Source organism: Armatimonadota bacterium (genome assembly GCA_016789105.1).
Lineage (GTDB): Bacteria > Armatimonadota > Fimbriimonadia > Fimbriimonadales > Fimbriimonadaceae > UphvI-Ar2.
The window spans coordinates 38,751-62,999 of record JAEURN010000004.1; the positions used below are offsets into that span (position 1 = coordinate 38,751).

At 59.0% G+C, this 24,249-nt stretch carries 27 protein-coding genes and 1 tRNA gene; 14 read left to right on the top strand and 14 right to left on the bottom strand.

Annotated elements, in window-relative coordinates:
* Positions 1 to 107: 107 nt before the first annotated feature.
* Positions 108 to 701, top strand: coding sequence for a PEP-CTERM sorting domain-containing protein (locus JNM28_03045; GenBank protein ID MBL8067401.1), 594 nt, complete (start codon positions 108 to 110; stop codon positions 699 to 701).
* A gap of 59 nt (positions 702 to 760) precedes the next feature.
* Here the strand turns inward: JNM28_03045 and JNM28_03050 are convergent, their stop codons facing one another.
* Positions 761 to 1,642: a glycoside hydrolase family 43 protein gene (locus JNM28_03050; protein MBL8067402.1), complete on the bottom strand. Its 882-nt coding sequence runs from the start codon at positions 1,640 to 1,642 to the stop codon at positions 761 to 763.
* A gap of 45 nt (positions 1,643 to 1,687) precedes the next feature.
* Between JNM28_03050 and JNM28_03055 the strand changes: the two genes are divergently transcribed.
* Genes JNM28_03055 through JNM28_03080 form a run of 6 tightly spaced genes read left to right on the top strand, consistent with a single transcriptional unit; the run spans position 1,688 to position 6,663 of the window.
* Positions 1,688 to 2,458, top strand: a complete 771-nt coding sequence (locus tag JNM28_03055) for a histidinol-phosphatase (GenBank protein MBL8067403.1) — start codon at positions 1,688 to 1,690, stop codon at positions 2,456 to 2,458.
* Positions 2,446 to 2,865, top strand: coding sequence for a Holliday junction resolvase RuvX (gene ruvX, locus JNM28_03060; GenBank protein MBL8067404.1), 420 nt, complete (start codon positions 2,446 to 2,448; stop codon positions 2,863 to 2,865). The genes JNM28_03055 and ruvX overlap by 13 nt, the downstream gene beginning before the upstream one ends.
* Complete coding sequence (gene mltG, locus JNM28_03065; GenBank protein ID MBL8067405.1) at positions 2,855 to 3,859, top strand: endolytic transglycosylase MltG; 1,005 nt, start codon at positions 2,855 to 2,857, stop codon at positions 3,857 to 3,859. Before ruvX ends, mltG begins: the two co-directional genes overlap by 11 nt.
* Complete coding sequence (locus tag JNM28_03070) at positions 3,856 to 4,932, top strand: YqeG family HAD IIIA-type phosphatase (protein MBL8067406.1); 1,077 nt, start codon at positions 3,856 to 3,858, stop codon at positions 4,930 to 4,932. The genes mltG and JNM28_03070 overlap by 4 nt, the downstream gene beginning before the upstream one ends.
* Positions 4,919 to 5,731: a shikimate dehydrogenase gene (locus JNM28_03075; GenBank protein ID MBL8067407.1), complete on the top strand. Its 813-nt coding sequence runs from the start codon at positions 4,919 to 4,921 to the stop codon at positions 5,729 to 5,731. Before JNM28_03070 ends, JNM28_03075 begins: the two co-directional genes overlap by 14 nt.
* Positions 5,728 to 6,663: a threonylcarbamoyl-AMP synthase gene (locus JNM28_03080; GenBank protein ID MBL8067408.1), complete on the top strand. Its 936-nt coding sequence runs from the start codon at positions 5,728 to 5,730 to the stop codon at positions 6,661 to 6,663. Before JNM28_03075 ends, JNM28_03080 begins: the two co-directional genes overlap by 4 nt.
* Here the strand turns inward: JNM28_03080 and JNM28_03085 are convergent.
* The 5 genes from JNM28_03085 to JNM28_03105 are packed head-to-tail and all read right to left on the bottom strand — an operon-like array spanning position 6,650 to position 13,155.
* Positions 6,650 to 7,456, bottom strand: a complete 807-nt coding sequence (locus JNM28_03085; GenBank protein ID MBL8067409.1) for a hypothetical protein — start codon at positions 7,454 to 7,456, stop codon at positions 6,650 to 6,652. The two genes, JNM28_03080 and JNM28_03085, sit on opposite strands and share 14 nt — an antisense overlap.
* A gap of 3 nt (positions 7,457 to 7,459) precedes the next feature.
* Positions 7,460 to 9,382 (bottom strand): APC family permease, encoded by a 1,923-nt coding sequence (locus JNM28_03090; GenBank protein MBL8067410.1) that lies wholly within the window; start codon positions 9,380 to 9,382, stop codon positions 7,460 to 7,462.
* 46 nt (positions 9,383 to 9,428) lie between these two features.
* On the bottom strand, positions 9,429 to 10,466 hold the full coding sequence (locus tag JNM28_03095; GenBank protein MBL8067411.1) for an amidohydrolase family protein: 1,038 nt from the start codon (positions 10,464 to 10,466) through the stop codon (positions 9,429 to 9,431).
* Entirely contained in the window at positions 10,463 to 11,464 is a 1,002-nt protein-coding gene (dprA, locus tag JNM28_03100) for a DNA-protecting protein DprA (protein MBL8067412.1), read from the bottom strand. Before dprA ends, JNM28_03095 begins: the two co-directional genes overlap by 4 nt.
* Positions 11,465 to 11,490: 26 nt before the next feature.
* Positions 11,491 to 13,155 (bottom strand): PQQ-binding-like beta-propeller repeat protein, encoded by a 1,665-nt coding sequence (locus tag JNM28_03105; GenBank protein MBL8067413.1) that lies wholly within the window; start codon positions 13,153 to 13,155, stop codon positions 11,491 to 11,493.
* Positions 13,156 to 13,279: 124 nt separating this feature from the next.
* Here JNM28_03105 and JNM28_03110 point away from each other — a divergent pair, with 124 nt between their 5' ends.
* From JNM28_03110 to JNM28_03120, 3 genes are all read left to right on the top strand, one after another.
* On the top strand, positions 13,280 to 13,969 hold the full coding sequence (locus tag JNM28_03110) for a polysaccharide deacetylase family protein (protein MBL8067414.1): 690 nt from the start codon (positions 13,280 to 13,282) through the stop codon (positions 13,967 to 13,969).
* A gap of 56 nt (positions 13,970 to 14,025) precedes the next feature.
* Positions 14,026 to 14,102, top strand: a tRNA-Ile gene (locus tag JNM28_03115).
* A gap of 136 nt (positions 14,103 to 14,238) precedes the next feature.
* On the top strand, positions 14,239 to 15,642 hold the full coding sequence (locus JNM28_03120) for a DEAD/DEAH box helicase (protein ID MBL8067415.1): 1,404 nt from the start codon (positions 14,239 to 14,241) through the stop codon (positions 15,640 to 15,642).
* A gap of 35 nt (positions 15,643 to 15,677) precedes the next feature.
* Here JNM28_03120 and JNM28_03125 read toward each other — a convergent pair whose 3' ends face one another.
* Positions 15,678 to 16,145: a DoxX family protein gene (locus JNM28_03125; GenBank protein ID MBL8067416.1), complete on the bottom strand. Its 468-nt coding sequence runs from the start codon at positions 16,143 to 16,145 to the stop codon at positions 15,678 to 15,680.
* Positions 16,146 to 16,224: 79 nt separating this feature from the next.
* Between JNM28_03125 and JNM28_03130 the strand changes: the two genes are divergently transcribed.
* Positions 16,225 to 16,725, top strand: a complete 501-nt coding sequence (locus JNM28_03130; GenBank protein MBL8067417.1) for a winged helix-turn-helix transcriptional regulator — start codon at positions 16,225 to 16,227, stop codon at positions 16,723 to 16,725.
* Here JNM28_03130 and JNM28_03135 read toward each other — a convergent pair.
* The 5 genes from JNM28_03135 to JNM28_03155 form a co-directional block, all read right to left on the bottom strand.
* Positions 16,694 to 17,122 (bottom strand): VOC family protein, encoded by a 429-nt coding sequence (locus JNM28_03135; GenBank protein ID MBL8067418.1) that lies wholly within the window; start codon positions 17,120 to 17,122, stop codon positions 16,694 to 16,696. The genes JNM28_03130 and JNM28_03135 overlap by 32 nt on opposite strands.
* Entirely contained in the window at positions 17,122 to 17,385 is a 264-nt protein-coding gene (locus JNM28_03140) for a hypothetical protein (GenBank protein MBL8067419.1), read from the bottom strand. The genes JNM28_03135 and JNM28_03140 overlap by 1 nt, the downstream gene beginning before the upstream one ends.
* A gap of 14 nt (positions 17,386 to 17,399) precedes the next feature.
* A complete protein-coding gene (locus tag JNM28_03145) occupies positions 17,400 to 17,912 on the bottom strand; it encodes a sigma-70 family RNA polymerase sigma factor (protein MBL8067420.1) in 513 nt (170 codons plus the stop codon).
* 58 nt (positions 17,913 to 17,970) lie between these two features.
* The gene (locus JNM28_03150) at positions 17,971 to 18,420 is read right to left on the bottom strand and encodes a hypothetical protein (protein MBL8067421.1); all 450 of its coding nucleotides are present in this window, start codon (positions 18,418 to 18,420) and stop codon (positions 17,971 to 17,973) included.
* 69 nt (positions 18,421 to 18,489) lie between these two features.
* Positions 18,490 to 19,407 carry a DM13 domain-containing protein gene (locus JNM28_03155; protein ID MBL8067422.1) on the bottom strand — a complete coding sequence of 306 codons (918 nt, stop codon included), beginning with the start codon at positions 19,405 to 19,407 and terminating at the stop codon, positions 18,490 to 18,492.
* A gap of 136 nt (positions 19,408 to 19,543) precedes the next feature.
* Between JNM28_03155 and JNM28_03160 the strand changes: the two genes are divergently transcribed.
* Positions 19,544 to 21,046, top strand: a complete 1,503-nt coding sequence (locus tag JNM28_03160) for a hypothetical protein (GenBank protein ID MBL8067423.1) — start codon at positions 19,544 to 19,546, stop codon at positions 21,044 to 21,046.
* On the opposite strand, the gene JNM28_03165 is transcribed toward JNM28_03160, so the two are convergent.
* Positions 21,043 to 21,669: a hemolysin III family protein gene (locus JNM28_03165; GenBank protein MBL8067424.1), complete on the bottom strand. Its 627-nt coding sequence runs from the start codon at positions 21,667 to 21,669 to the stop codon at positions 21,043 to 21,045. The two genes, JNM28_03160 and JNM28_03165, sit on opposite strands and share 4 nt — an antisense overlap.
* 88 nt (positions 21,670 to 21,757) lie before the next feature.
* On the opposite strand from JNM28_03165, the gene rnhC reads away from it, so the two are divergent.
* Both rnhC and JNM28_03175 read left to right on the top strand, forming a co-directional pair.
* Positions 21,758 to 22,405 carry a ribonuclease HIII gene (gene rnhC / locus JNM28_03170; protein ID MBL8067425.1) on the top strand — a complete coding sequence of 216 codons (648 nt, stop codon included), beginning with the start codon at positions 21,758 to 21,760 and terminating at the stop codon, positions 22,403 to 22,405.
* A 98-nt stretch (positions 22,406 to 22,503) separates the two neighbouring features.
* Positions 22,504 to 23,991 carry a hypothetical protein gene (locus tag JNM28_03175; protein ID MBL8067426.1) on the top strand — a complete coding sequence of 496 codons (1,488 nt, stop codon included), beginning with the start codon at positions 22,504 to 22,506 and terminating at the stop codon, positions 23,989 to 23,991.
* A 5-nt stretch (positions 23,992 to 23,996) separates the two neighbouring features.
* On the opposite strand, the gene JNM28_03180 is transcribed toward JNM28_03175, so the two are convergent.
* The gene (locus tag JNM28_03180) at positions 23,997 to 24,221 is read right to left on the bottom strand and encodes a hypothetical protein (GenBank protein ID MBL8067427.1); all 225 of its coding nucleotides are present in this window, start codon (positions 24,219 to 24,221) and stop codon (positions 23,997 to 23,999) included.
* Positions 24,222 to 24,249 lie beyond the last annotated feature (28 nt).

The following is a 24,249-nucleotide window of genomic DNA, read 5'->3' on the forward strand; positions in this document are numbered from 1 at the left end:
CGGTTTAGCTGTGAAAATTGCGGGCTTTCTTTTCCTCCGACCTTTTGGCATCGGATTTGAAAAGTGGTTTGCGGCACCGCCACGAGAGGGCGGACGGGAATCACACCATGAAATTCATTTCGGCTCTGGCACTCATGACGCTTGCGGGCGTGGCAAGCGCAGCAACCTATACCTTCACCCCTCCGGGAAACAGCAACCTCAGCAACCTGGATCACTACGACGCCTACAAGTGGGGGATCAACATCAATTTGGGCGCCAACGAACGCATCACGGGTGCTTCGCTGGAAATCAAGAATATTTGGGACTGGACGGTTGAGCAGGACATCCTTTATGTGGATCTGTTGGACCTTAAGCCCACCGATGCCAATCAAGTGGGCGTCAAGTCGTTCTACGACAACCAGGCATCGGGCGACTACTTCCAAGGTCAAGGCGTCCGCGTCGGTACCTGGAGCGATCCGGTTGGCGGCTATGCCCGCAACTTCAACCTGAAGTTCGACTTTGCGCAACAAGGCGTTCTGGACGACCTTCAGAACTTTGCCAAGGATGGGTTCTTTGCCCTCACTTTCGACCCGGACTGCCACTACTTCAACGATGGCGTCAAGCTGAAGGTCTACACCGAAACCGTTCCCGAACCGGCTTCGATGTTCGGCCTGGCGGTTGCCGGCGCGGCCCTGCTCCGCAAGAAATTCAAGAAAGCCTAGTCAGAATCGAGATCCTGTCTGGCGGGCGGGGGCCTTGTGCCCCCGCCCAGTTTTGTTTTTCAGCCAGTCCATGCGGGCACCCCCGTCACGGTGGGGGAAACGGGACGGATCGTCCCATCGGGTTCAAAGACCAGCTGGTCAAGGCAAGTGACCCGGTGATCGCGTTCGGTAGTCCCTGGGGGGCGACGGTGGTAACAGATCACATGCTCTTCGGAACCGGGCAACCGGAGAACCGAGTGGTGCCCGGTGCCGTTGCCGACAGCCGGATCTGAACTGAGGATTGATCCGATGCGCTCAAAGGGGCCTAATGGCGAATCGGCAACCGCATAGGCGACGCCATAGCTCGAATCGGTCCAGCCCCCTTCGGACCACATGAAATAGTACAGCCCGTTGCGTTTGAGCATGAACGGGCCTTCGACGTAATGCTCCGGAGTGATTTCCAAGAATTTGCCTTCGGTAGAAGTCATATCCGGCGCAAGCTGGACGACGTTGCAATGTTTCCAGCCGCCGTAAAAGAGATAGGCTTGGCCATCATCATCCACAAAGGCGTGGGCATCGATGGGCTGCGCGCCGTTGATGTATTCCGAAACAAGGGGTCTGCCCAGGGCGTCTTGGAACGGCCCGGTTGGCGATTCGGCAACTGCGACCCCGATCCCCGCCCCGTCGCCGGCCGAAAAGTACATAAAGTAGCGGCCATCCCGTTCGGCGACTGAAGGAGCCCACGCCGCCCGGTTTGTCGACCAGGGAATGTCTTTGAAATCGAGGATGCGGCCATGCCTTTGCCAATTGGTCAAATCGGGCGACGTGAAGCAGTCGAAGAATGTTTGGTCTTCGTATCGGGCCGAAAAGGTCGGGTAGACAACGAATTGTTCGTCGAACCAATGGATTTCGGGGTCGGCATACCAGCCGGGGAAGATCGGGTTTCCGGAAAAGCGGGCCAAACCACGCTCAGTATGCCCTTCTTTCCGGTCTGTCACAATATCGCTATGACCTCGAGGCTGGAGAAGGCCATTGCCATTGCCCAAGAAGCCGGGCAGCTGACATTGGCGCACTTCCGCTCAGGGATCCACGTCGAACTCAAGGGCGATGAATCCCCAGTCACCCGGGCCGACTTGGAAGCCGAAGCCCTCATCAGGGCGCGATTGCAGACGGCCTTTCCGGGCGAACCGGTTTTGGGGGAGGAAGAAGGCGGGGGCTCCGACAGCCCGGACAGGTGGGTTGTCGATCCGATCGATGGCACCAAGAGCTTCGTGTGTGGCGTCCCGCTTTTCGGCAACCTGATCGCCTATGAAATTGGAGGACAACCCGTCCTCGGCGTTGTCAACTTTCCGGCCCTTGGCGAAACCTATTGGGCTGAGCGGGGGTCAGGTGCCTACCGGAATGGCCAAGTAATCCATGTTCGGGACGAGCCCGACTCCAAAAGACAAGCCATCTGCAGCGGAAGTTTCACCTCATTGAAGAAGCACGGCCGCTTGGACGGGTTGATGAGGCTTGCCGAACCAATGATGGCCCATAGGACTTGGGGCGACGCCTACGGCCACATGTTGGTGGCAGCTGGGAACATTCAGGCGATGTTTGACCCGGTCGTTTCCCGGTGGGATGTATCGGCCGTGATCCCGATTGTCGAAGAAGCGGGCGGGATATGCATGGGGTTCGATGGGTCCCCCGTCCTGGATGGCCACAAACCAGATGGGGGTTTGGAACTGGTGAGCCTGGCCCCTGGTTTGAAATCGCGGGTGTTGGAGTGCTTCAGTTGAGGGTCTTCGGGGTCGATTTGGGTAAGAAGAGGATCGGTGCTGCTGTGATGGATTTGGAGATCGGGCTACCCCGCCCACTGCCCGCAATCAATGCGTTGGGGTCTCTGGCCAAAGATGCGGCCCAAGTAGCCCATCTAGCCCGGATCGAGCAGGCTTCTGCCGTTGTCCTGGGTTTGCCGCTGATGGAAGGGGAAGAGACGCGCATGAGCAGCGTCGTCCGCCGGTTTGGAGCCGAAGTGGAAGCCCTGGGGTTCCCGGTCCGTTATGTGGATGAAAGCCTGACCAGTGCCGCGGCTGAATCGGCGATGTTCGCCGCCGGCCTCAAATCGAGCGAAAGGAAAAAGCGGCTGGACAGCGAATCGGCCTGTCAAATCTTGCTTCGGTTCAAGGAGTCCCATGGAGAATAGCCGCAAACTCCTAATCGGACTTGTGCTTGGGTGCATCCTCGGCCTCGGCGGTTTGACATGGTTCAACGGCCAAATCAAAGAGATGCCACCCGGCGCCGAATTCTTGGTGCGGTGGGATGCGATGCCCTTTGACCGGGCCGTTGCGATTTTGGAAGAAAGGGGCGTAGTCCGCAACGCGTGGGTCTTCAGCCGGTATGCCCGGTTGGAAAGGAAAGCGGTCGCCGTGCAGGGAGGGACGTATGCGTTCCGGCCGGGAATGTCGATGGCGCAGATCGTGCAGAGTCTGAAAACCCCCCTTCGCCAAAACGTGCGCATTCCGGAAGGGTGGTGGATCAAACGGGTGGCCGAACGGCTGGAGAGCAAAAATGTCTGCACGGCCAAGGAATATGAAGAGCTTGCCGCCCAGCCCCAGGCGTTTCAAGATTCGGTCGATTTTCCGCTTCCAAAAGGGTCGTTGGAGGGCTACCTCTACCCGGACACCTACGACCTTCCGCCGATGATGGGGGCCCGGGCCGTCATCTTGCGCCAGCTCCAAACCTTCAAGAAGAAGGTCGTCGATAAGGTCGGGGAAGAGGGTTTGGCGCGGGCGGTCGTTTTGGGCTCGATGGTGGAATTGGAGGTGGCCAAAGATGACGAGCGACCCCGTGTTGCCGGCGTGATCGAAAACCGCATCAAGAAGGGGATGCGCTTGCAGATCGACGCAACGGTCCTTTACGCGCTTGGAGAGTGGAAAGAACTCGGCCCCGGGGTTGTGAACACAGTCCAATCGCCTTACAACACCTACCTCCATGCTGGGCTCCCGCCGGGGCCCATCGGCTCGCCGTCGATCAAAAGTATCGAAGCCGCGTTGAAACCGGAAGCGCACAACTATTTGTTCTATGTGGCCCGGCCCGACCGGTCGCACTACTTCACCTCCGATTACGGATCGCACCTCAAGGCCATCGCCAAAGCAAGGGGCGAGTGGCGGACGGCCAAGGAGCCGGATAACTTGTGAGGCACTTCCGGGCCGGGACAATCGAGCGCCACCGCGTGCCGAAGCATTTCCAACGATTTTCGCCTGTCGAGGCCCTGCATTCGCTGGAAGAGGTCAACTTAGAAGCACTCAGGGCGGCGGGAAAGTCGTTGATCCTGCTGGATGTGGACAACACGCTGTTGCCCTGGCGATCCGAAGACATCCCAGAATCCACAACGGCCTGGCTGGAAAAAGCCCGGGGGTTGGGGTTTCGGCTTTGCATCCTCAGCAACACCCGCAACCCGGAACGGCTCAGCCGTCTGAGCGGGAAGATGGGGGTGGAATTCATCCGCGACAAGTTCAAACCAAGCCCGCGGATGTACGAATTGGCCCTGGAGAAGTATCAAGTCGGCCCCGAGTCCGCCATCATGGTGGGCGACCAGTTGCTAACCGACATCTGGGGTGCAAACCGGGCCGATATCGACGCAATTTGGGTTAAGCCGATTGGCCGCAAAGAGTTTGTGGGCACCCGGTACATTTCCCGCAATGTCGAGCGGGTCATCGGCCGCGTGTTGCACAACCACTTCCAAACGCCGTCGGGCGATATGGCGGTTGGGCCCGGGGTTTTCAAGCACGAGATCGTTCGGCAATTCCTGAAGTTTGCGATGGTCGGGGCCGTTGCAACCGTGGTGGATCTGGGCTTGCACTTTTTGCTGATGTTTGGCGTCCCTGGTTTGCGGGATTCCGTTGGCCGGTGGGTTTTGTCGCAGCCTGCATTGGCAAACACGTTCGATAGCGTGACCCATGCCGCCTATCCGGTTTTAAAGGTGGTGACGGTGCTTTTGGCAACGGTGGTTTCTTACCTTCTCAACCGTTGGTTCACCTTCCAGGCCACCCATGAAAAGGCAAATCTGAGGCAAGTCGGAAAGTTTTTCACTGTCGCCCTGGCAGCTATGGTCATCAACACGTCGGTGGGGACCTTGGCCATCGGTTTGATCCATGGCAGCGACCGGTTCCAGTGGACGGTTGCCAGCGTGACCGGGATGGCCGCGGGCGTATTCTTCAACTTCGCAGGCCAGCGTCTCTGGACGTTTAGGAGAAATGGAGCCGTTTGAATGGCGCGATGCCCCCGCCGCCGATTTTGCCGTGGTGGGGGATCCGGTTGGGCACAGCCTTTCCCCCAGAATGCACCAGGCGGCCTATTCAGCTGTCGGTCTGAGCCTCCGATATGTGGCGATCCGGGTTCCGGAAGGTGAGTTTCCTCAAGCGGCCGAGAACTTGCGGGAGCTTGGCTACGTCGGGCTCAATGCAACGCTGCCCCACAAGCTGGCGGCATTCGAGTGGTGCGAATCGGTGGAATCAGGCGCGTGGCGTTTTTCGGCCGTCAATACGATTCGGTTGGCCGACCGGACGGGGATCAACACGGATGTGCCCGGGTTCATGGCCATGCTGGAATCCCGCGGGGTCGCCCATGGAAGCCGCTTGCTTTTTTTGGGTGCCGGGGGCTCAGCACGGTCATTGATGGCGGCTTGTTGGGACTCTGGTTACCGGCTGGCGGCTTGGAATCGGACTCCGGGCCGGTTGGGAGAACTCGTCCACGACCTGGCGATCGATGCCGAAATCCTGGATTCCCCGGATGTCACAGGGGCCGATGTGGTTGTGAACGCGACATCGGCCAGTTGGTCGGGTGAGGGTCTTGGATTGGATTGGTCTTCGGCACCGGCCGGCTGTCAGGCGTTCGATTTGGCGTACCGGGAAGGTGGCCCGACTCCATTTTTGGCTGAGGCGCAAAAATTTGGCATCGCGACATGCGACGGCCTGCCGATGTTGGTGGAGCAGGGGGCATTGGCGTTTGAGTGGTGGTTGGGCCGGGAAGCCCCGCGAAGGGCTATGCTAGCCAGCATAGGACTATGACGATTTCTCAACCCACCCCGGAAATCATCGCACTAGCAGGCGACATCCTTTTGGATGGCGGCGTGGTGGTCATCCCAACCGAAACGGTATATGGCCTGGCGTGCAACGCCATGGATGCCTCGGCGGTGCGCCGGGTATTTGAAATCAAGGGCCGCCCGGCCGAAAACCCGCTCATCATCCACCTCTCCGATGCCGAACAATTGGATGACGTGGCAGCGGACGTCCCCGAACTGGCCCGCAAACTCGCCGCCCGGTATTGGCCGGGCCCCCTGACAATGGTTTTGAACCGGGCAGACGATGTCCCCAGCGTCACAACCGGGGGGCTCGACACGGTGGCCGTCCGTGTCCCCGCCCACCCCGTAGCCCGGGAAATCATCGAGGCAGCCGGTTGCCCGGTGGCAGCACCGAGCGCAAACGTGTTCATGGCTCTCAGCCCAACCCAAGTTGAGGATGTGGATCCCGAAGTGATCATCGACGTCGACTTAGTCATCGACGGCGGCCGGTGCGAATATGGCCTGGAGAGCACCGTGATCGACATGACCCAGGATCCGCCCCGGATCCTGCGCCCGGGGGCAGTGAGCCGGGCCGATATCCAGACTCTGGTCGGCCGACCGCTGGGCCACATGCCACCCAGCGAAGTCCGCAAAGCACCGGGGATGTACCGGCGGCACTATGCGCCAAATTCGCCGGTGCGCCTTGTGGATCGCCCGCTGCAATCGGACGAATGCGGCTTGACTTTTGCCCCAAGCACCAATGCCCTCCAGGTCAAGATGCCCAAAGAACCCCGGGCCTATGGCGCAGTGCTTTATGGGGCACTCAAGCAGCTCGACCTAAAAAAGCCAAAGGCGATTTTGGTGGAAGAGCCGCCAGAAACCCCAGAGTGGGAAGCAGTCTGGGATCGGCTCCGCAAGGCAAGCGCTAGCCTGCTGTAGCGGCCGCGCCCCGGATGAACATGAGCGGTCTTTCCACCTTAGTCATGAGGGCGGCCACGGTTTTGCCGGCGTCGTCGGCCAAGGCCGGATCGGCGTCGACGGCGACGAGGACTTGTTCTGCCCCGATTTCGTCGGCGACTTCGGCAACGAGGGTTGGGATGTCCCGCGTCCTCTCCAGTCGAATTTCCGTTAAGTTATCCCCTTTTGCAAAGGCATCGCGCAGCCGGTCGCCGTATTGGCACATCTTGGTTTCCGCCTCCGGAACCGGGGCTTGCAGGGGGAGTTCCCTGGGGACGACGATCGGCAAGAGGAAGACGAGGTGGGATGGGGACGTACTGACCAAATGCTCCACCTGGTGGATGAAGTGTTCTTGGCACTCGTGCGGGCTGACAACGGCAAGGATGTGCCGTGATTTCACGGATTCGCTGACGCGTTTCGCTTTCTTTTCGTCGATGGATTGATCGAGTCGGTCAAGGGATTCCCGGGCTTCGTGGACGGTTGGCGCCGTGGCAAGTTGCGATTTGACGTGGGGGGTCGCCCTCAGGACTTCCATGACGGCGTCTGGGATTGCGGCAAAGATGATCCGGGCGTCTCGGCCAACGACGTAATCGATGGCATATTGGAAGGTATTGGCCCCTTCCTCGGTGATCTGGGTGATTTTGGAGCAATCGACGATGACCCCGCTCGGGTGCCGTTTGAGGGCCAGGGCGATGGCGGTTTCGACAGACTCCCAAAAGGGCTGGGTGAGGGCCCCCGAAAGGGTGATGACTTCTTCGCTTGCTTCGACGATCATGTCTTACGGCTCTAAGTAGTAGCGGATGTTTGTTATGACGACATTTCGCCGCCTGCCGAGTAACAATTTGAGCGGAATGGCGGCGTTGTTATGCAAAAGTCCCTGCCACCAGTGGCTGGCGACGGCCTCGGGGACGATGACGGTGACCATGCGCTTGCTATCCATGGCAAGCAGTTGGTCAACATAGTCGATGATGGGTTCCGAAATGGACCGATACGGGGAATCGAGAATGATCAGGGGCATTTCGATGTTGAAATCAACCCAATCCTGTTTGATTTTCGCCGCTGATTTTTCGTTGATGGAAACGTGCAGGGCCCGGCAGTCTGGGCTTGACGCCCGGGCATATTCGATGGCCTGGATCACGCCTTTGTGGAGCCGCGGGACGAGGAGCAGGGTTGTGGAGGTGACATCTTCGATTTTGTCGGTGTCGTCCACCGTGAGCTGGCTGGCCAACCGCTTGTAATAGCGGTTGATAAGTTGAAAAATCGTCACCAGGATCGCCATGGCAATGACGACGATCCAGATTTTCTCTTCCAACTTGGTGTAGAAAAGGATGCACCCGACGAAGAACGTGACGAGGGTGCCAAAACCCGAGATCGAACCCTGGATGTAGGTTTTGCGGATGGCCCGGTTCCGGTCTTTTGGGGCATGCGAACCGTCAGGGTCGCCAGCCGCCAGCTTGCCTCGGGTGCGGATGAGCCACCTTCGCTTGCGGAAAAATTGGAACATGCCCGCCTGCGAAAGCGTGAAGGCGATAAAGACGCCGAGCGCATACAAGGGGATCAAGGAATGGGTGTCGGCCTTGAAGATCACGATGAGGAACATCGCGGCGGCGGTGAGCACCAAGATTCCGTTTTGGTAGACCATCCTGTCGCCAACCGACATGAGTTGCCGGGGCAGGTAGCCGTCGCGGGCGACAAAACTGCAAAGCCGGGGGAAATCGGCAAAGGCCGTGTTGGCTGCCAAAAAGAGGATCCCCGCCGTCATGCCCATGATGGCAAAAGTCATCGGCGAGTTGCCGAACTTCATGAAAGCGATTTGAGCGACCACTGTTCGGTAATCGGTTGAAGAGCTTTCCGCCGGGACGATCCCGTTGTGCCAAGCCGCGACAGATATTCCCAAGAACATCAAAACAAGGAGCCCAACCATAAGCATCAGGGCCCGGGAGGCGTTCCGTTGTTCTGGGGCTTTGAACGCTTTGACCCCGTCGGCCAGGGCCTCGGTTCCCGTCAAGGCGGTACACGATGCGGCAAAGGCGCGGGCGATCAAAAAGAGCCCGAACTCGTGGTGTGGGTTGCCGTCCCAGGGCGGCAGCTTGGGGGGCGTCGGGGGAACGCCGGCAATCACATCTTTGATAGAAACCGCAACCAAACAAAGGATGAGGAAAACAAAACCATAGGTCGGGATGGCAAAGATGACCCCGGATTCTTTGGCCCCTCGCAAGTTCATGATGCAGAGCACGCCAACAGCCGCCACAGCGATTCCGGTTGCATAGGGCTGGATGTGAGGGGCCAGCGAGACTACGGCCTGGACGCCGGACGACACTGAGACGGCTACCGTGAGGACGTAGTCGATCAAGATTGCGGCGGCGGCCACCTGTCCGGCTCCGGGCCCCAGGTTGTCAGAACTGACGATGTAGGTCCCGCCGGATTCGGGGTACGAATTGATAGTTTGGTAGTAGCTGAAGGCGATGATGACCAGGAGCACCGCTAGGGCCACGGCAATCCAAGGCAAGATGTTGTAGGCCAGGATCGAACCGGCTAGGATAAGGACCAGAAGCACTTCTTCTGTCGCATAGGCAACGCTGGAAAGCGCATCGGATGCGAAAACCGCAAGCCCAAACGGCACAGATAGCCGCTCATGGTGGGCGTGTTCCCGGTGGATCGGTTTTCCGAAGAGGATGTGTTTGAGCGGCTTCTTACTCATCAGGGGCCAGAGGTTCGGGATCTCAGGCCACCGTCATTATATGGCTTTATGCAAGATGCTGGAGGTCCAAGTCGTTGTCTAACACGATCCATTTTGTCGGAAGACTCATTTTCAGTTCTGATAGCGGGTTGAGGCAACAAATCCGGGTGGCGGTTTCGACCCCAAAATCGGCGGCGATGTTGCGGAAGCAGTCGGCCAACGTGGCACAACTCCCTGCCAACGCCCCGTTGTCTTTCAATCGGACATCGGATTCGCCTTTAATGGCACTATGGCCCCACATGTCGAACTCCGCGCCTACCGGCAACCCCTTGGCCTTTGTGCAGTCGCTGACGGCGACCACCCGGTTGCCCGGTTTGCACCGGAGCAGCACGTCGGCGGCGGCCCGCGAGACATGGTGTCCGTCGTAGATCAACTCGGCCGTAATGGAGTCTTGGGTGAGGACGGCCCCAACCGTGCCCGCTTCGCGGTGGTGCAGACCCCGCATCGCGTTGAACGTGTGGGTGGCATGGCTGAGCCCTGCCGAAACGGCCTGTGAGATCTGGTTGGCCGTGGCATCGGTATGCCCGGCACTCACAATGACCCCGCGCACCGCGAGTCGGGCGGTGAGGTCCAAAGCCCCTGGGATTTCGGGAGCCAAGGTGAGGAGGCGGAGCCTTGGGTCGTCCAAAATGGCATCCCACTCCGAGGGGCCGGTTGGCGGGGGGACGATGGACGCCGGCGGTTGGGCACCGGGGAACTGCGGCGACAGGAATGGGCCTTCCAGGTGGAAACCCCAGATCAGGGGGTGCTGCGGGAGGTTATCCAAGGCCGACCGAATATCGCTGGCGCTGGCCGTGATTGTTGTGGGTAGGAATCCGGCGTAGCCTTCTTCGCCAAGGCGATCCGCCATTTTGACCATATCCCCAGGGTCCGCCGACATGAAATCGATGCCATAGGCCCCGTGGATGTGGAGATCGACAAAGCCGGGGATGCAATATCCCTCCGGCTCTCGGTTTGCCGGACGGAACTCGGGTTGGCCGTCCCTAAATGCCACTTCGTAAACCCCCCAGCCCTGCGGCCCGGGAGCGGTGTAGACCCCGGTCACCGGATCCTCCGGGCATACCCTCCGGCATGCTTGACGACCAAGCCGTCCATTTCCATCATTGTGAGTTCCGAAAGCAAGTCATGCACGGCGAGCCCGGTCTCCTCGGAGATCAGTTCAAGGGGGATCGCTTCTGAATCGAGCATCTCCAAAATCTGGGCCTGGACGGGCGCGGCCTGTGTTTCGACTGGCGATTCCATGGTCGGCAGGTTGAAGTCTTCGATGATCTGCCCCGGGTGGTCGACCAGCGTCGCGCCTTCGCGGATAAGTTGGTGGGATCCACGGTAATTTTCAACTGAAATGCTGCCCGGCACAACGTAGAGCGGCCGGTTGAGGTGGGCGGCATGGGTGGCGGTGTTGAGCGAACCTGATGGCAAAGGGGCTTCGACCACGAGCACGGCGTCGCTGAGGCCGGCGATCACGGCGTTCCGCAGAAGCGGGGTGTCGTTGCGGCTGGGCATGCCGCAGGCAAACTGGCTGACCAGGCATCCGGTTTCCGCAATTTTTTTAAAAAGATCGGCATGGCGCGGCGGTTGGGCGACATCGACCCCGCATGGCAGAATGCAGGCGGTCGGCCGGCCAACGGCAAGGGCTCCGGCATGGGCGGCGGCGTCGATGCCGAAGGCTCCCCCGCTCACGATGGTAAATCCGGCGAGGGCCAGGTGCTCGGCAAATTTTTGGGCGATCGCTTTGCCTTGGGTAGTGGCCCTGCGCGTCCCAACAATGCCGATTGTCGGCCGGTGCAGGCAGTCGGGGTCGCCATGCGTGAAGAGCGCCTGCGGCACCTTGGGCACCCTTTTGAGGGTTTCAGGGTAATCGTCCGGGGTGAGGACGCGAAACTGCGAAATCTTGTTTGAAGAGGCCAGCCGGACGCGGGCCTTTTCTTCTTCAGTGAGTTTTGGCCAAGAAACAAAGATTTCCGTCGGGTCAGAATCAGAAGGCCGGAGGGTTTGAAAAAACTCTCCGGCTCTCTTTTCGTTGAGCGAGGCAGCAAGGAACACTTGCCAGAACCGCTCTGGGTACACGGCTAGCCGCCGCCAGCGCGACCGCCGCCGGTTGGCCCGTTCGAACGCCCGCTCCCACCTTGGGTGTTGGAGTTGGTCGGTGGGCTGCCGACAGGTTCGAGGGCGTTGTCGATCTTGACCGAGAAGGTTCGGGTCATGGCGTTGCCCAGCCAGTCGGAAGCGGCAACGGTGATGGTTGCCCGGCCATTGGGGATTTGCGGATTGACGCCGCGCGTGACGATTAGCACGCTCAGGTAATTGTCATTGCTGAGTTTGCTGACATATTCCTTGCCGTTGACTGTGACCTTGACGCTGTCGGGGTTGATGCCGATCCCGAGGTCTTCGAGTTTGAAGATCATTTCCATCGGGGCTTTGCCAGCGATGATGTTGCCTGGGGTGGGCCAGAGGAGTTCGACGGTCGGCGGGGTCAGGTCGACCCCCAGATCCTTGTCGAACATGAGGAGGCTGGCGTCCCGGGTCAGGACGAAAAGGGAGTTGCCACTCATCGCGGGCATTCCGGCGACCAAGGTGTAATCGACCTTTTGTGGGGTGGTGGTGGCCGCGTTTTGGGCCCCGCCGAGCCCGGCAGCCCCGCCACCGAAACCAGCGTCTCCGCCTCCGCCGCCGTCCTTGTCATTTCCGCCACTCGGCGCCGCGGCATTGTTTACGGTCTGCCCAGAGACGATGGGAGCGATGACATAGCTCCATGCCAGCGTGCCAGATTTGGGGTCGACGAGGTTGATGGCCCCGTTGGCGGTCGAGATGTTAACCATCCCGCCGATGAAAGAGGGCGAACCGACGGGAACCCCGATCGGCGTGGGCTTGCCAAAGGCCTGGCGGCCGTTCGTGTTGAAGATGTAGAGCTCGCCGTTTGCCGAAACGGATGCAATTGCCGAATCGTTTGCCGCCGGCATCCCCGTCAGCTCGCGGCCGACGTTTTGCTGCCAGATGGAACTACCAGAGCTGGCGCGCAGGGCGATCAGGTAGGAACTCGAGTTCACATAGATCCGGTCATTAAAGACCGTGAAGTTGCCGCTGGGCTTGAGCGAAGCCAACTGTTGGTCCCACTTGGGCCGGTTGCTCGACGTGTCGAACGAAACGATGCGGCCCCGTTGGGTGGAAAAGATGACTTGGTCGCCATAGGCGGCAATGAAATCGTGGATGAGCGATTGATCTTTGTAAGGATTGCCGATCGCCGTACCATCGGCAGAATTGACAAGGGTGAGTTCTTGCTTGTTGCCAACAAAAGCAACCGTTTTGCCCGCCACGACCACGTTGCTGGTGATGGGTTGGGTCGCCAGGAATTGCCATTTGAGCCCACCGGTTTTGGCATCCACGGCATAAACGGATTTTTCGTCGCCGGCGGCATAAACGGTGTCCCCCGCGAGGGTGCATCCGCCGATGAACGTCCCGGCAATGGCCTCGCCGGAAGGATAGCGCCAATTCAGGTTGCCGGTTTCCTTATTCAAACTGTAGATGCGCCCTCCGACCGCGACGATGACGTTGTCGCCATAGAATTGGGGGGTCCCGCTTGGGGAGAGTTTGGCGGACTCGGCCCAGCGCCAGGCAAGCGGGGTAGGGCCGGTGATATCGGCAGCGGCAAATCCGCCGCAGGCGAGCAAGCCTAGGGCGGGGAGTGCTCTCAGAATCAAACGCATCTTCAACTGTCCTTCCTGGTGCGGCCGCATGGCGGGCCTCCGCCAGTATAGCGGCCCGGGCACCCCAATGTCACGGCAGGATGCCACACATTTTGAGACGAGTTGAAAGCGGGCAAGGTCACGGGCATGGGCGCATGGGGGATAAGATGGCGGCATGCGTGCAGTGCTTTGCTACCACAAAGTGGGAACCGAAGCGGCGGAGGGCCGGTGGATCAACGTTTCACCGGAGACCTTGGCGGCGCATATCCGGTTTTTCCAGCGGCGAGGCTACGCCGTTGTGATGCCAGCGGAAGTCGCCCGAAAGGGGTTGGATCGGGCTGTGGCCTTGACGTTCGACGACGCATTCCTTTCGATGTTGGATAACGGGGTGCCAGTCCTGCAATCGTGCGGGGTGAAGGCGACGATCTATGCGGTTTCCGAAAAAGTCGGTGCTTCTGCAGATTGGGAAGGGTGCCACGGGGAACCACTCGCCAGTTGGGAGCGGCTCCGCGAAGCACAATCGGCGGGCATGGAGATTGGCAACCACACCGCGACCCATGCGAGTTTCAAATCCTTGGACTATGCGGCGCAGGTCGAAGAAATCAAACGGTGCGATTCCCGGCTCCGCGAAGAGGGATTGAACCCGCTGACATTTTGTTTGCCGTACGGGCATTATTCAGCTGAGACTTCGGAGGCAATTCGAGAGTCGGGCTACGACATCGGGTTCACCGTTGAAAAGCGGTGGGTACGGGATTCCGACGACCCGCGGTTGCTGCCGAGGTTCGCCATGAGCTTTGGAGACAAGGTGCCCGGCTTGCTTTACAAATTGTTTATCCGGCCTATGATTTCCAGTTCAAAGCGCTGATGCGGGTCCTTGGGGAACCCGATGATTTGGGCGGGGTATATTCTTCCTCTCTGAACGGGCCCATAGCTCAGTTGGTTAGAGCGCACCCCTGATAAGGGTGAGGTCGCTGGTTCGAATCCAGCTGGGCCCACCATAGATACATATCTCCACCCCTGCGCGAGGATCTCAAAGGTCAGGTTTGAGGATGGGCTTGCGCCCGACATGTTCCGGACATTGCCCCGGTCAACGTGTTGCGGACTTGAACCGGCAATCGAACAACAAGAGAATCCATGAAGCAGAAGACCGTTTCGGGCTTTGCCGCCCTGGGCGTGCACAAAAACATGTGCTGGCGCCTGGAGCAGCACGGCATTACAGAGCCCACCCCCATCCAAACCGGCGCGATTCCGGTTGCCCTTGAATGCCGAGACGTGATTGGCCTTGCCCAAACCGGAACCGGCAAAACCTTGGCCTTTGGCATCCCAATGGCCCTGCAACTCCAAAAGGGACAGGTTGGATTGGTGCTGGCCCCCACCCGCGAACTGGCCCAGCAGATTGCCGAATCGTTGCAGAAGGTTGATGTCCAGGCGGTATTGGTGGTCGGTGGCGCCGCAATGAACCGGCAAGTCAAAGAACTCCGCATGCCGCACGAAGTCGTTGTCGCGACGCCGGGGCGGTTGATGGATCACTTGCGCCAGCGCACCTACCGGCTCAACCGGGTCGCCATCGCCGTGCTCGACGAGGCCGACCGGATGCTGGATATGGGGTTCGCCCCCGATATCAAGGCGATCTTGGCCCAATGTCCGGCCGAGCGGCAGACGATGCTGTTTTCGGCGACGATGCCGTCCGGTATCGAAGAGTTGGCGATGGACTTTTTGAGGTCTCCGGAACGGATTGAAGTCGCTCCCCAAGGCACCGCCAGCGAGTTGGTCGACCAGGAACTGGTCTATTTGAAGCACGAGGAGAAATTCGCAAAACTCAACGACCTGCTGGACGAGGAGCCAGGCACCGCACTCGTGTTTGCCCGCACCCGCCACGGAGCGCGCAAACTGGCCAAAGCTTTGCGGGATGAGGGCCACGCCGCCGCTGAAATCCACGCCGACCGGACGCTAGCCCAACGCCGCGAAGCCTTAGGCGGGTTCAAGGAAGGGCGTTACCGAATTTTGGTTGCCACCGACATCGCCGCCCGAGGGATTGATGTCAAAGAAATCTCGACGGTTGTGAACTACGATGTCCCTGAAAACGCGGAGGACTACATCCACCGCATCGGGCGAACTGGTCGGGCCGGCGCCCGCGGCCGAGCCGTCACCCTGGCCCTGCCGGCACAAAAGAGGCTCATCCGCAACATCGAAAAGCTTATGGGCCAAGAAATGGCGCAGGGGGGGGAAATCCGCCGGCGACCGAGCCCCAAGCCAAAAGCCGAGAAAGCCTTGCCGGTCAAAGAGCCGCTCGTCGTTGAGAAAGTCGTCTCCCAAAAGCGACTATTCAAAAAAGTGGATGTCAAGCCGATCCAGATTTCGGAAAGGATCGTCGAGGCTCCCGCCGAACCGCAACCAAGTCGAACATCCAGCCGGAAGCCGCACCGCAAAGGCGGGGTGATGGCTGATCCGTTCAAGAAAAAGACCCGAGGCAGCCGCCCGGCATGGCTAGGCGAAAAAGTCAAGGTTAAGGGCCGCAAAAAGGCTAAGAAGCGTTAAGACGGGGCGGCCAATAGCCGCCCCAGATATTTCTATTACTTTGACGGGTCTGTCTTTTCGGCGATGACCCGGTCCGCCGACCACGCCCCGGAACCACCTGCGACGACTGCGGCGGCCAAAGCGATGGCAAGGACAAAGTATTCCAGCCCTTCGCCCTTTTGAGTGCCAAACCAGTTCATAAAGAACCCGTTCTGCGCGTGGACGGTCAATGCGGCAACAAGCATCGTGAATCCAATGGCTAGCGCGCTCAACCGCCCAAAGAGCCCGAGAACGAGGAAGAGCGCGCCAAAGCTTTCGGCCAAGATCGCCAGGATAGCGAGCAAAGGCGGGATGCCCATTTTGTCGTTAAAGGTCTGCACCGTGGCCTGGAAACCGTAACCGCCAAACGCGCCGGTAAGTTTTTGCAGGCCGTGGGGCAAGATGACGATGCCGAGTCCGAGGCGGGCAATGGCGAGGTCGGCACGGGCAGAGGTTTGAGTGAGTTTGTGGACGAGTTCGCGCATGGTTCTGTTCCTAATTTGCGTACGCAAGTGATAATATCGCCCTGTCACTTGCGTTGTCAAGTGAGGTATAAAAAGTCCCATGCCCCCAATCGACTGGCGCAAAAACGCTTGGATCTCGATCCTCTGCGCCTATGAGGTGCTCTACAAGGAGATCAACAAATCCATGGTTGCCGCTGGGTGCGTCGACCTCGCCACTTACGACGCCTTGCTCCATTTAGAAGAGGCCGGTTCATCAGGCGTGGATATGGGCACGTTGTCCGACCGGGTTCTCCTGTCGATTAGCGGAGTTTCGCGCCTGGTGGCGAGGTTGGAACGAGATGGCTTGGTATCAGTCTGCCGCTCGGCAGAGAACCACCGCGTCAAGCTAGTGAGGGCCACCGAGAAGGGATTGCAAGCTCGCGTTGCGGCTTGGGAGGTGTACCGGGGGTTGATCGACCAGCATGTGGGTTTGGTGATTGACGACAGAGAAGCCGAGCAAGTCGCGCAAATTTTGGGACGAGTGGTGCCGTCCTGCGCTTTGGTTGGGTGGAGCGGCCCCAAACCACAGATCAAGTGCCAGGAAGGACAAGGCGGCGGCTGACGCCTGCCCATGTTTCCGAACCGCCCGGAGCGGCTCTCCGATCCAAAAACAGTTCCAAGCCGTTGCCTTCCGGGTCAGCAAAGTAGAGGGCCCAGCTGATGCCGTGGTCAACTGGGTGGCATTCAATCCCCAGTGAATCCAAGCGTTTGGCGAAGGCAAAAAACTCGGATTCGCCCTCGACTTCAAAAGCCACGTGGTAGAGCTTCTGAGCCGAAGGGTTGAAGCCGGTGGCGCTTTCTTGCAGGGCAAGCCGGTGGTGGGCTGTGTCGTTGCTCAAAAACAGGAAGGCGCCCAAGTCCTCGGTGACATTCATATCAAACACCTCCTGATAGAACGCAGCCATTCCTTCGAGTTTGTTGACTTTGAGGTGGACGTGGGAAAGTTTGGGAGCGGGCATCAGGAGTTGCTTTCGAGCTGGCTGATTTTGTTGCGGAGCCGGGCCATGGCGTCTTCAGGAGCGGCGTCTTGCCGCCGCTTCGATTCCCGCAACACTTCCAGGGTCACTTTCAGGCGGTTCAAAAAGTTGCCGCACCGGTGGCATTGACTAGCATGGGCGATGGCATAGAACTTCTTGATCCCGGTGGCGGATCCGTCGGCCACTTGTTGCAAGATGGCTTCCATGTTTTTGCAAGGGGCTGAATCAGAGTCGTGACGTTTCATGGTGGTGTGTCTCCTTAAAGTAGGCTGAGTGAATAGAGCTTGGCGCGGACCTGTTTGCGAGCGCGGAACAAGCGGCTTTTGATGGTGCCAATCGGGACTCCGAGGATGTCTGCGGCTTCATCATAGTTGACTTCTTCGATATCGCAAAGGGTGATGACTTCGCGGTAATCGTCGGCAAGGGAGTCGACGGCTTCAAAGATCCTTTCGACTTCGAATTTGTGGTCCACGGCTTGCCAGAAATTTTCGGTGGCGGGTTCGGCGGCATCATCGAGCTGGGATTCACCGCGCCGTTTTTGTTTGCGGACGGATTGGAAGAATTCGTTGCGGAGGATTGTGATGAGCCAACTTTTGGGGTGGCGTCCATCGAATTTGTCCCAATTGGCAAAGGCGATCCCAATGGTTTGGCTGACCAGGTCTTCGGCGTCGGCATCGTTCCCGGCCAACCGTCGGGCGATTCGGTAAAGGATCTCCAGGTTCTGCTGCAGGGCGTCGCCAACTTTGGGCTTTTCGGGGCGGTTATTCGGCATGTTGCGGATCCTCTCAAAAAGGGTGGTTTGGGGGCAGCAGGGCCACCCCCATTCTGACTTACCGGGCGAGTGTCATCGCTTTGGCGAAGCTTGCTTCGCCGAGGTTGACTTCGGCGAACGAGCACCAGATTTGCACTTTCGCGACGGATTTGATGTAGCTGGGGAGGACGATGTCCCGGTTTTGCTTGTCGCCGGCGATTTTGAGTTGTTGCAGCAAATAGGTGTTTCCTTGCGCATCCACAACTTGCCATGAGGGGGCGGGGGTGCCGGGGATTTTGAAGTCGTCGCTCCATTTGAGGTGGAACTTGTTGTCCATCTTGTAAAGGGTTGCGAACCCTCCGTTGACTTCGACACCTTTGAACTTGCCGGTCTTGCCGAGTTCCATCATTTGCATTTGGCCCATATGGTCGTTTATGGGTTTGTTTTGGGCGTAGGCGGCGTGGGGTGCGGTGGTTGTAGCGATGCCCATCAGAATAAGGGCGGCGGCGAATGAGCTGAGGTTTTTCATAGTTTTGGTTTTCGTGTTTTGATTTGGTTGCGGTGCGGTCGTGGTGCTGGATGTTGGCCCGGCACGGGTTTAGGCGAGGTTGAGGAACGAATCGATGGATGTGTGCTTCTGCTCTTGTTCCGATCGGAGCAGGACAAAGCCGACGACCTTGTTGGCTTTGGTGTCCACAATCGCGACCGAGCGGTAGAGCCAGGCGTCGAGCGACTTGGAAATCCCGACTTTGGATTTGCCCTTTTTCGGGGCCCCAAGGGCTTCAAATGGCGTGTCTTTGGGGAAGGGGCCGACGCTAAGCGTTTCCTTTTTGACCAGCCGGAGTTCAAAGTTCCCGGCGGCGGCTTTGGAAAAGTCGGTTTGCAGGTAGCGCTTGTTGTCGACTTCGATGATCGCGGCCTTGCCGGCAAACGAGCTGGTGCCCTGGACTTTGCCGGACGTGACGGTGATCGTGGCAGGGAGGCCGATCAACTGGCTGGAAACCTGGAGGCTGGTGCGGCGTTTGCCAGAGTCGGCAGGGGCCAATTCCTTTAAGCCGGCACCGCCAAATCCGACGAAGAATCGCTTGCACCAGATCGAGACTCCCCGGTATTGGCTGAGGTCGGTGCCGCTGGGGATTTCGTAATGCTGGTCCCCGATGTTCCCTTTGATGCTGCCCAGGTCGATGAACCCGTTCTTGTTTACCGCGTCCGGGGTGCCGTTGTCGGCTTTAACCAAGTAGACGTGGACGTCGGGGCCGTTGGAAGTGTGGAAGTCTTTGAGGTTGACAAATGTTTTGCCTTCGGCAGAGACCAGTTCGGCAATGCCTTTGGTTTCGTGGGCATAACTTTCAAAAGTGCCGCTGGCGATGATGTTTGCGGCCCCGGAGGTGGAGACCGGGAGTTTTTCGCTCACTGTTTGATTGACAAACAGCAGTTCGGGCCGGAAGGCGGCCCACCCGGCGATGGCCAGGGGGACGGCAGCGATGAGGGCGATTGTTTGTTTGCGCGTGGGCATGGTAGGGGAAGGAATCCCGGCGGGCTTTGTTTCAAAAAAGTTTTTTGGTCCCAACCGGGGGCCCTCCCCCCTTCTCTCCAAAGGGTGCCAACCCAGTTCTTTCCGGTTTGGCGGGCAATGCCGATATACTCAGGCGATGTTGCGCTCTGCCCGGAAGGCTTCGGGGGTCTTGATGGCAATCCTATTGTCGGCGGTTGGCTGGTGCCAAACGGTTCAAACATTCGACATCGCCTTCGATGTGTCCCGCCATGGACTTGCCCACACATTGATTTTCAAAGTGGAGGCGATGGGAGGCCCCAGGCTAGACCAAGTTCTGGCATTTGGCGAATTCAACCCACCAGAGCCGGACGGCCTGGCTCATGACGGGAGGCGTCAAGCCCGAATTGTCCTCAACCGCCCAGTCAAGCTCCGCGACATCCAGCGGTTGCGTTTCAGCGTTCGGGGCGACCGACCGGGCCAAGACATCACGACATCATTTGACTTTCCAAGTTTTGATGTCATCAACCGGACAGATAGCAATGCTGTTATCTTCTCTTTCCGGATGCCGGCCGGCCAAGTGGTGACCATTGACCGGGATCACCCGACCTGGGAGACGCCGATGTGGGAACGGACGTATGACCCGGACGGCACCAAACAGGTTTTGCGGTCTTTGAAGATCAAGATCAACACCGGGGGCGATGACCTGCGGCACGACAGTTCTTGCGGGGCATTGGTCGTCATGCAGGATGGCCGGACGTTCAGGATCAACTTTGGCCGCAGCCTCGGGTTGGGGAGCAATTCCACAGCGGAGTTCACGATCCCGGTGGGATCCGCAGCCATCGACAGCGTGGCCCGGATCCAGGTCTTCAAGTCGATCTACTATTCGTTCACTCGTTTCGAATACCGGCACTTGGCGCCGTTGCAGAAATTCACCAACGCCGACGATTGGGATCTGGCGGGGTTCACGTTGACCGGGGCAACTTCGGACGGCGAAGTCATCTCAAAACGGATCCCCGAACTCGAAGGCCGGTACACCGAAGCGATGCGGTCTTGGTCGAGCGGGCGGCGGATCACGCCCTTCGCTCTCCCGGGCCGACAATCATTCTTCGAAGCGCGGACGGTGGTCGAACTCCTGTTGGATGACAACACCTTTGAGGTTGCAAACAGCGCGGATTTGCCCGAATTGAACGTTTCGGGGTACGTAATCGGCCAGCGGACCGAATTCCCGCTCATCCGCCGGGTCGAGGCGTCCACCCCATTCTTTGCCGCCCATCCTCCGGCGATGTGGTTTGGGGACACCATTTACATGCACAACAACGAATATGGCGGTGCCCACAAGAACTCGGCCATGAGGGCCGAGGGCCGGTTTTGGCGAGTCCTTCCCCACGAACCGCTGCAGGCCTTGAAAGTCAATATCGCAAAATCACCTCAGGCTGATGGCACGTTTGGAGGGCCGTATCAAGGTCGCAGGACGGTGACGATCAAAGCCGTTTACGTGGGCTTTTATGATGGAACGCCGCTAGTAGGGGATTTCTGGCCCTGGCAAGGGGTGAAGACATTGGCGGTAACGGTGCTGGATCCGCCGGTCACTCTCTCTGCGCGGAGGCCCGAAGTCTTGGTTGACGCCATCCACAATTTGCCGCCGAACCCTGGGCGCTAGCGGGCCAGACAAACCATCGTCGCGAAGTGGCACCCGGCCCCGCCGAGCACAAACAGGTGCCACAGCTCGTGAGACGAAAATCTGCCGGGCCAAAGCTTGGGGCGCTTGGTGCCATAGACCACGGCCCCAGCCGTGTAGCAAAGCCCTCCGGCGACGACCCATGCGACGGCGGCCGGCGTAACGGATTGGACGAGGGGGCCAAAAACCGCAACCAGCATCCATCCCATCACGAGATAGAGCGTGAGCCGGAGCCACGTCGGAGTTCTGTCGCGGACGGCGGAAACAACCACTCCGAAGAGTGCAAGGCTCCATTGCAAAGCAATCACGATGTAACCTTGGGGTTTGGGCAATGCCAAAAGGCAGATCGGCGTGTAGGATCCGGCGATCATCACATAAATCGCGCTGTGATCCATGCGCTGGAGCCATTGATGGTCTAGGCGCAGCCAGTGGTAGAGCGCACTGGAGGTGAACATGAAAATGCCCGCCAACCCAAAAACGGCGAACGCGGCGATCGCGACCGGGTTCGGCACAGCCCCAAAGACGAGCACCACGGTTCCAATTCCCATCAGCACCGCCCCGACAAGATGGGAAATGGCGTTGAACGGTTCACGGATGCGGGCCATGGCTTTCAAGCAGATTTTACATTGGCGGTGGTCCGAGCCCCATCGGAGTCGAGCGGTCGCCGGTTGCCGGGGGGCATACTGGGTTGGGATGGGGTCGGGCGCACGGATCGGGGTCGATGAAAGTGGGAAGGGAGACTACTTTGGCCCTCTCGTCATTGCCGCTTGCTTTGTGGCGCCATGGCACGAAGCCGTTTTGGATGGGGTCATGGACTCCAAAAAGTTAACGGACAAAAAGGCCCTTTCCCTGGCGGAAACCATCAAAGCCAACTGCCCGCATTCGGTAATCGCGGTCGGGCCAGAACGATACAACGAGATGCACGCCAAAATGCGCAACCTCAACCGGATTCTGGAGTGGGGCCATGCCAAAGCGATAGAAAACGTGCTGGGGTTGGAGGGGGTCGAAGCCGACTTGGCGATCAGCGACCAATTTGCCAACCCTGCCGGGCTCAAGCGAGTTTTGGCTCTCAAAGGGCTTGCCATTAAGCTGGAAAGCCGGGTGCGGGCCGAATCGGACCTTGCGGTGGCGGCGGCAAGTGTGTTGGCCCGGGCCGAATTCTTGAAGCGGCTTGAAACCCTGGGGGAAGGGATCGGCGTCCCGCTATTGAAGGGCGCCGGTCCAGGGGTGGATCAGCTCGCCAAGAACATCGTGCAGCAACAAGGGGCAACGGTTTTGGCAAAGATTGCCAAGCTCCACTTCAAAACCACGGAAAAAGTGCTGGGTCGGACGGGTGATTGATGGATCACTTTGCCAGGTGTGGAAACAATCAAAGCCTGTCTTCGTCGAATGCATAACGACCGCTGAAAGCGGCATCAAAAGGGACGGGCATAAAGAGAATGAAAATCAGATGGGTGGCGCTGGCTGCGCTGTCGGTGGTTTCGTCCGCAGTTTTTGCGGACCTCGACAAAGTATCAGTCGATTTCGCCCAGGGTAACCGGGGGTGCCCCCACACTTACCGCATCACAATGGAGTTTGTCGGCGGGCGTGATGGCAACTCGGTGGTCAGCAGAGGCACCATCGACCCTCCTGAAACCGCCGGTTTCCCGGCCAACAAGACCAGCCATGTGGTCGTTAACCTTTCGCCGCGCTTGAACCCCCGAATGGTGAAAAGCGTGAGATTGCGCATCCAAGGAGATCGCCCGGGGCAAGACATCACGAGCCCTTGGGATCTCAACGGGTTGCGGATTGAGAACCTGGAAAACCGACGGGTCATGTGGAACGCTACTTCTCTTGGCTGGACATTCGATGCGCGGAACACAACCAAGACTTCCGCCAATTGGGCAACCTATGATGTCGATGGCCGGGCAACGAAGACAAAAAAATGGTCGATCCGAGTCGCAACGGGGGGAGACGACCTGCGCGACGACTCTTCGGCAGGTTTGTTGCTCGTGTTCCGCGATGGCACCAGTGCGCGGGTAGATATCGGCTACGCCAAGGGCTTGAAAGCAAATTCGACTTCGTTGATCAATGTCAACCTCGGCAATACCGAGCAAAGTGTCAACGATCTGATCCAGGCGTACTTGGTTAAGTCGACGGATGCGCTCTTCTTTGGCTTCCAGAACAAATTCCGCGCGTTGGGGTCGCGTGATTTAAATGCCGACACATGGGACGTCCGGGAGTTGACCGCTTTTGCCGAATTGGGAGACCGCGATTCTGTGCAAACCAACCTTCGCAGTTTGCAAGGCACGATCACCGAAGGCATCAAGCAGGCTGTGATGGCAAGCGATTTCCATCCATTGCCGAGCCGCCAATCCCCAGCCGGGATCGGCGTACGGTTGGGTGTGCTTTTGACCGGCAGTTATCCGCAGGATGGTCAAGAGGTGCCGGAAATCCACGCCTTCATCCGGCGGCGGGGGGAACGCGATTTTGTGCGGGTTGCTGGCCGGAGCGCAGCAAACCAGGCCTACATCGGCGGTCGGGGCGCGGTCTGGACAGGCCAAGCCAGTTACATCTCACAAGGACGCCCGAGCCCAGTCTATGAGGCTCAGCAGAACATGCTGTGCGATTTCGCGCCTTGGCGCGATTCGGCCAACCCGATTGAAGAAGTCAAACTCGCCGTCTACGATGGCCCGCGGCCGGGTGGGGTCGTTTCGCAACCGTACTCAGGCAGCCGGTCGGTGTCGATCCGGGGAATATGGCTCGGTGCCCAAGGGAACATCGGCACTCCCTACGGCATGCAGGGCAACAGCGGCGGCGCCTTTTCCCAGGCCCTCATCCACAATTACTTGACGATAGGAATGGATCTGGCGCGGACGGTGACCCTTGACCGCAACCGCCGCGAGGTCACCTATCGGATTAACCACACAATGCCGGGCCAAAGCTAGACTGGTTAAAGCCAAATGTCACGGGACGATTTGAAGAGGTAAACCGTCCCGTGGCTGGTTTCAAAGCATTGGATTTCCGGGTCTCCGCTCTGGCAGACCGGTTGCGAGAGGATCGGGTCGGGGATTTTGGCGATGGCTGGCCCCTGCGCCGGTTGGTTGTTCAACGAAACAATAACGGCTTGGGCGGCCAGGCTGAGGATTTTAATTGTGTAATGAAGGAGGTTGCCCATAGTCTTCTCTTTTATGCGGGTACCGGTG

Excerpts from the sequence above, each read along its gene's own strand:
- JNM28_03045 (MBL8067401.1), top strand. The coding sequence starts at position 108 with ATGAAATTCATTTCGGCTCTGGCACTCATGACGCTTGCGGGCGTGGCA.
- JNM28_03055 (MBL8067403.1), top strand. The coding sequence starts at position 1,688 with ATGACCTCGAGGCTGGAGAAGGCCATTGCCATTGCCCAAGAAGCCGGG.
- mltG (MBL8067405.1), top strand. The coding sequence starts at position 2,855 with ATGGAGAATAGCCGCAAACTCCTAATCGGACTTGTGCTTGGGTGCATC.
- JNM28_03075 (MBL8067407.1), top strand. The coding sequence starts at position 4,919 with ATGGAGCCGTTTGAATGGCGCGATGCCCCCGCCGCCGATTTTGCCGTG.
- JNM28_03080 (MBL8067408.1), top strand. The coding sequence starts at position 5,728 with ATGACGATTTCTCAACCCACCCCGGAAATCATCGCACTAGCAGGCGAC.
- JNM28_03085 (MBL8067409.1), bottom strand. The coding sequence starts at position 7,456 with ATGATCGTCGAAGCAAGCGAAGAAGTCATCACCCTTTCGGGGGCCCTC.
- JNM28_03090 (MBL8067410.1), bottom strand. The coding sequence starts at position 9,382 with ATGAGTAAGAAGCCGCTCAAACACATCCTCTTCGGAAAACCGATCCAC.
- JNM28_03105 (MBL8067413.1), bottom strand. The coding sequence starts at position 13,155 with ATGCGGCCGCACCAGGAAGGACAGTTGAAGATGCGTTTGATTCTGAGA.
- JNM28_03110 (MBL8067414.1), top strand. The coding sequence starts at position 13,280 with ATGCGTGCAGTGCTTTGCTACCACAAAGTGGGAACCGAAGCGGCGGAG.
- JNM28_03120 (MBL8067415.1), top strand. The coding sequence starts at position 14,239 with ATGAAGCAGAAGACCGTTTCGGGCTTTGCCGCCCTGGGCGTGCACAAA.
- JNM28_03125 (MBL8067416.1), bottom strand. The coding sequence starts at position 16,145 with ATGCGCGAACTCGTCCACAAACTCACTCAAACCTCTGCCCGTGCCGAC.
- JNM28_03130 (MBL8067417.1), top strand. The coding sequence starts at position 16,225 with ATGCCCCCAATCGACTGGCGCAAAAACGCTTGGATCTCGATCCTCTGC.
- JNM28_03135 (MBL8067418.1), bottom strand. The coding sequence starts at position 17,122 with ATGCCCGCTCCCAAACTTTCCCACGTCCACCTCAAAGTCAACAAACTC.
- JNM28_03140 (MBL8067419.1), bottom strand. The coding sequence starts at position 17,385 with ATGAAACGTCACGACTCTGATTCAGCCCCTTGCAAAAACATGGAAGCC.
- JNM28_03145 (MBL8067420.1), bottom strand. The coding sequence starts at position 17,912 with ATGCCGAATAACCGCCCCGAAAAGCCCAAAGTTGGCGACGCCCTGCAG.
- JNM28_03150 (MBL8067421.1), bottom strand. The coding sequence starts at position 18,420 with ATGAAAAACCTCAGCTCATTCGCCGCCGCCCTTATTCTGATGGGCATC.
- JNM28_03155 (MBL8067422.1), bottom strand. The coding sequence starts at position 19,407 with ATGCCCACGCGCAAACAAACAATCGCCCTCATCGCTGCCGTCCCCCTG.
- JNM28_03160 (MBL8067423.1), top strand. The coding sequence starts at position 19,544 with ATGTTGCGCTCTGCCCGGAAGGCTTCGGGGGTCTTGATGGCAATCCTA.
- JNM28_03165 (MBL8067424.1), bottom strand. The coding sequence starts at position 21,669 with ATGGCCCGCATCCGTGAACCGTTCAACGCCATTTCCCATCTTGTCGGG.
- rnhC (MBL8067425.1), top strand. The coding sequence starts at position 21,758 with ATGGGGTCGGGCGCACGGATCGGGGTCGATGAAAGTGGGAAGGGAGAC.
- JNM28_03175 (MBL8067426.1), top strand. The coding sequence starts at position 22,504 with ATGAAAATCAGATGGGTGGCGCTGGCTGCGCTGTCGGTGGTTTCGTCC.
- JNM28_03180 (MBL8067427.1), bottom strand. The coding sequence starts at position 24,221 with ATGGGCAACCTCCTTCATTACACAATTAAAATCCTCAGCCTGGCCGCC.